This is a genomic window from Streptomyces sp. NPDC054956 (genome assembly GCF_053609185.1).
Map to the genome: position 1 here is coordinate 1 of NZ_JBSGXB010000432.1, position 5,028 is coordinate 5,028.

Consider the following 5,028-nt stretch of genomic DNA (forward strand, 5'->3'; position numbering starts at 1 on the left):
GGGGGGGGGGGGGGGGCCCCCCCCGCGCGCCCCCCCCCCCCCCCCTCCACTCCAAAACCCTTGCGCACAAGGGTCGTTATCGGTATTTACGCCTCGCCGGCGGCCTTGCGCGTGTGCAGCTGGCGGGCGACCTCCGCGATCGAACCCGACAACGAGGGGTACACGGTGAACGCGTTTGCGATCTGCTCGACCGTCAGGTTGTTGTCGACGGCGATCGAGATCGGGTGGATGAGCTCGCTCGCGCGCGGCGAGACGACCACGCCGCCGACGACGATCCCGGTGCCGGGGCGGCAGAACAGCTTCACGAAGCCGTCCCGGATGCCCTGCATCTTGGCGCGCGGGTTGCGCAGCAGCGGGAGCTTCACGACCCGGGCGTCGATCTTGCCGGAGTCCACGTCGGCCTGGGTGTAGCCGACGGTGGCGATCTCGGGGTCGGTGAAGACGTTGGAGGAGACCGTCTTCAGGTTCAGCGGGGCCACCGCGTCGCCGAGGAAGTGGTACATCGCGATGCGACCCTGCATGGCGGCCACGGAGGCCAGCGCGAAGATCCCGGTCACGTCGCCGGCCGCGTACACGCCGGGCGAGGAGGTGCGCGAGACCTTGTCGGTCCAGATGTGACCGGACTCCTTGAGCTTGACCCCGGACTCCTCCAGGTTCATGCCGGTGGTGTTGGGCACCGCGCCGACCGCCATCAGGCAGTGCGTACCGGTGATGACCCGGCCGTCCGAGAGGGTGACCTCGACCCGGTCGCCCACCCGCTTGGCGGACTCGGCGCGGGAGCGGCCGATGACGTTCATGCCGCGGCGGCGGAAGACGTCCTCCAGTACGGCGGCGGCGTCCGGGTCCTCGCCGGGCAGCACGCGGTCGCGGGAGGACACGAGCGTCACCCGGGAGCCGAGGGCCTGGTAGGCGCCGGCGAACTCGGCGCCGGTCACACCGGAGCCGACCACGATGAGCTCCTCGGGGAGCTCCTCGAGGTCGTAGACCTGGGTCCAGTTCAGGATCCGCTCGCCGTCGGGCATCGCGTCGGGGATCTCGCGGGGGTGCCCGCCGGTGGCGATGAGCACGGCGTCGGCGGTCAGGATCGTCTCGCTGCCGTCGGCGGCGGTGACGATGACGTCCCGCGTGCCGTCGATGCCCTGCGGACCGCCGAGCTTGCCGCGGCCCCGTACGACGCGGGCGCCGGCCCGGGTGACGGAGGCGGTGATGTCGTGCGACTGGGCGAGCGCGAGGCGCTTCACGCGCCGGTTCACCTTGCCGAGGTCCACGCCGACGACGCGCGCGGCCTGCTCGATGTGCGGGGTGTCGTCCGCGACGACGATCCCGAGCTCCTCGTACGACGAGTCGAAGGTCGTCATGACCTCGGCGGTCGCGATGAGGGTCTTGGAGGGCACGCAGTCGGTGAGGACCGACGCTCCGCCCAGACCGTCGCAGTCCACGACGGTCACCTCCGCGCCGAGCTGGGCCCCCACGAGGGCCGCCTCATACCCGCCTGGTCCGCCGCCGATGATCACGATCCGGGTCACGAAAACTCCGCCTCACGTCTACCCGGCCGGCTGCCGCCCCGGCCGGGGCTTCCGGGGGGTCTCCCCGGGGGATGCATTCCGTGCCCCATTGTCCCGCACGCATCAAGGTGCTTCACGCCCGGTCCGCCATCCGGGCGGAGGCCGTGGCCGAGGAGCGCGCGGGAGCCGGGGAAAGGTCCGGGAACGCGGTCGGGGCCGCCCCTCCCGTACCCTCGACCACATGTCGCTCTACGCCGCGTACGCCGGCAACCTCGACCCGCGGCTGATGACGCGCCGCGCTCCCCATTCGCCGCTGCGCGGCACGGGCTGGATCAACGACTGGCGGCTGACCTTCGGCGGCGAGCAGATGGGCTGGGAGGGCGCGCTGGCGACGATCGTCGAAGCGCCGCGCCACCAGGTCTTCGTCGCGCTGTACGACATCGCCCCGCTGGACGAGGAGTCCATGGACCGGTGGGAGGGCGTCGGGCTCGACATCTACCGCCGGATGCGGGTGCGCGTGCACACGCTGGACGGCGAGGAAGCGGCCTGGGTGTACGTACTGAACGGTTACGAGGGCGGCCTGCCCTCCGCCCGCTACCTGGGCGAACTCGCCGACGCGGCCGAGTCCGCGGGCGCCCCGCACGACTACGTGATGGAACTCCGCAAGCGCCCCTGTTAGGTCAGCGCCCTGCGGGCGCGCATCCGGGCCGACACCGGCCAAGTCCAGCCCCGCCGGCGTTTGAGGCGCGGGGTCCGGGGCGGAGCCCCGGCAACGGCGCCGCAGGGCCCCCGCACGCCCCGCCCGGGACAATTGGTCGGAAACGACAAAGCAACGATCCGAATACCGTGAGCGGTGCCATCTACGCGCGTAGGCACAGAGCGGCTACGCTCTTCCGCGTGAACGCATCTGTTACCGACCCCTTCGCCGCCGCCGACGCCGCCGCCGCCCGCCTGCGCGAGCTCACCGGCGCCGAGACCCACGACGTCGCCCTCGTGATGGGCTCCGGCTGGGCCCCCGCCGCAGAGGCGCTCGGTGCGCCCGAGGCCGAGTTCCCGGTCACCGAGCTGCCCGGCTTCCCGCCGCCCGCCGTCGAGGGCCACGGCGGCAAGATCCGCTCGTACAAGATCGGCGACAAGCGCGCGCTGCTCTTCCTCGGCCGGACCCACTACTACGAGGGCCGCGGCGTCGCCGCCGTCGCCCACGGCGTGCGCACGGCCGTGGCCGCCGGCTGCAAGACCGTCGTCCTGACCAACGGCTGCGGCGGTCTGCGCGAGGGCATGAAGCCCGGTCAGCCCGTGCTGATCAGCGACCACCTCAACCTGACGGCCACCTCGCCGATCGTCGGCGCGAACTTCGTGGACCTCACGGACCTGTACTCGCCGCGTCTGCGCGCGATGTGCAAGGAGATCGACGAGACCCTCGAAGAGGGCGTCTACGTGCAGTTCCCCGGCCCGCACTACGAGACCCCGGCCGAGATCAACATGATCCGCGTCATGGGCGCCGACCTGGTCGGCATGTCCACCGTGCTGGAGGCCATCGCCGCCCGTGAGGCCGGCGCCGAGGTGCTCGGCATCTCGCTGGTCACCAACCTGGCGGCGGGCATCTCCGGCGAGCCGCTGAACCACGAAGAGGTGCTCCAGGCCGGCCGCGACTCGGCCGCCCGCATGGGCAAGCTGCTGACCCAGGTCCTCGCCCGGATCTGATCGACCCGACCGACCGACGAGAGGTAGTGCAGGACGTGCAGGACGATCTGATCGCACGGGCCCAGGCCTGGCTGGCCGAGGACCCGGACCCGGAGACGGCGGACGAGCTCGCGAAGCTCATCGAGGCCGGTGAGACGACCGAGCTCGCGGACCGCTTCTCCGGCATGCTCCAGTTCGGCACCGCCGGGCTCCGCGGCGAACTGGGCGCGGGCCCGATGAGGATGAACCGCAACGTGGTCATCCGGGCGGCGGCGGGCCTGGCGGCCTACCTCAAGGCCCAGGGGCACGCCGGCGGCCTGGTCGTCGTCGGCTACGACGCCCGCTACAAGTCGGCGGACTTCGCCCGCGACACCGCCGCCGTGATGATCGGCGCCGGGCTGCGCGCGGCCGTCCTGCCCCGCCCGCTGCCCACGCCCGTCCTCGCGTACGCCATACGGCACCTGGGTGCCGTCGCCGGCGTCGAGGTGACCGCGAGCCACAACCCGCCCCGGGACAACGGCTACAAGGTCTACCTCGGCGACGGCTCGCAGATCGTCTCGCCGGCCGACGCCGAGATCGCGGCGGAGATCGACGCGATCGCCGCGCTGGCCGACGTACCGCGCGCCGAGAGCGGCTGGCAGGACCTCGGCGACGAGGTCCTGGAGGCCTACCTGGAGCGTACGGACGCCGTCCTGACCCCCGGGTCCGCCCGGGGCGTGCGGACCGTCTACACGGCCATGCACGGCGTCGGCAAGGACGTCGTCCTGGCCGCGTTCGCCCGCGCGGGCTTCCCCGAGCCGGTCCTGGTGGCCGAGCAGGCGGAGCCGGACCCGGCCTTCCCGACCGTGGCCTTCCCCAACCCGGAAGAGCCCGGCGCGATGGACCTGGCCTTCGCGACGGCCGCCCGCGTGAACCCGGACATCGTCATCGCCAACGACCCGGACGCCGACCGCTGCGCGGTGGCCGTCCCGGACCACGCCTCTGCCACCGGCTGGCGGATGCTGCGCGGCGACGAGGTCGGCGCGCTGCTCGCCGCCCACCTGGTGCACAAGGGCGCGACGGGCGTCTTCGCCGAGTCCATCGTCTCCTCCAGCCTGCTGGGCCGGATCGCGGAGGCGGCGGGGGTCGGCTACGAGGAGACCCTCACCGGTTTCAAGTGGATCTCCCGGGTCGAGGGCCTGCGCTACGGGTACGAGGAGGCGCTCGGCTACTGCGTGGACCCCGAGGGCGTCCGCGACAAGGACGGCGTCACGGCCGCCCTGCTCGTCGCGGAGCTGGCCTCGGTGCTCAAGGAGCAGGGCCGGACCCTGACCGATCTGCTGGACGACCTGGCGATCGCCCACGGGCTGCACGCCACCGACCAGTTGTCGGTCCGCGTGGAGGACCTGTCGGTCATCGCCTCGGCGATGGCGGCGCTGCGCGCGGAGCCCCCGGTCGCGCTGGCGGGCCTGCGGGTCACCTCGGCGGAGGACCTGAACCGCGGCACGGCGACCCTCCCGCCCACGGACGGCCTGCGCTACTACCTGGAGGGCGACTACAAGGCCCGGGTGATCGTGCGGCCTTCGGGCACGGAGCCGAAGCTGAAGTGCTACCTGGAGGTCGTGGTCCCGGTGGCGGAAGCCTCGGACCTGCTCCCGGCCCGCGCGCGCGGCCAGGAAGTCCTCGACGCGATCAAGAAGGACCTCGCGGCGGCGGCGGGCATCTGATCCCTCGCGCGCCGCTCGCGCGGCTCGGCCCCTGGGGGCCTCCCCGGCTTCGCGCCGCTGCGCCGGACTCCGTCCGGCGGTTGCGACGCCGGGGCTCCGCCCGTGCGAACGGCCCCGGACCATCGGTCCGGGGC

4 protein-coding genes are annotated in these 5,028 nt (G+C 72.9%); 3 read left to right on the forward strand and 1 reads right to left on the reverse strand.

The features are described 5' to 3' along the window. Nucleotides 1-86: 86 nt before the first annotated feature. Entirely contained in the window at nucleotides 87-1,526 is a 1,440-nt protein-coding gene (locus ACWGDE_RS35975) for an NAD(P)H-quinone dehydrogenase (RefSeq protein WP_453393282.1), read from the reverse strand. A gap of 220 nt (nucleotides 1,527-1,746) precedes the next feature. On the opposite strand from ACWGDE_RS35975, the gene ACWGDE_RS35980 reads away from it, so the two are divergent. From ACWGDE_RS35980 to ACWGDE_RS35990, 3 genes are all read left to right on the forward strand, one after another. Beyond that, nucleotides 1,747-2,184 (forward strand): gamma-glutamylcyclotransferase, encoded by a 438-nt coding sequence (locus tag ACWGDE_RS35980; protein ID WP_453393283.1) that lies wholly within the window; start codon nucleotides 1,747-1,749, stop codon nucleotides 2,182-2,184. Between the two features lie 218 nt (nucleotides 2,185-2,402). After that, nucleotides 2,403-3,209: a purine-nucleoside phosphorylase gene (locus ACWGDE_RS35985; protein WP_453393284.1), complete on the forward strand. Its 807-nt coding sequence runs from the start codon at nucleotides 2,403-2,405 to the stop codon at nucleotides 3,207-3,209. Between the two features lie 35 nt (nucleotides 3,210-3,244). Continuing rightward, nucleotides 3,245-4,894 carry a phospho-sugar mutase gene (locus ACWGDE_RS35990; RefSeq protein WP_453393285.1) on the forward strand — a complete coding sequence of 550 codons (1,650 nt, stop codon included), beginning with the start codon at nucleotides 3,245-3,247 and terminating at the stop codon, nucleotides 4,892-4,894. Nucleotides 4,895-5,028: the final 134 nt, after the last annotated feature.

What these genes read in the sequence shown, in the direction of transcription:
- ACWGDE_RS35980 (WP_453393283.1), top strand. Translation starts at nt 1,747, where the DNA reads ATGTCGCTCTACGCCGCGTACGCCGGCAACCTCGACCCGCGGCTGATG.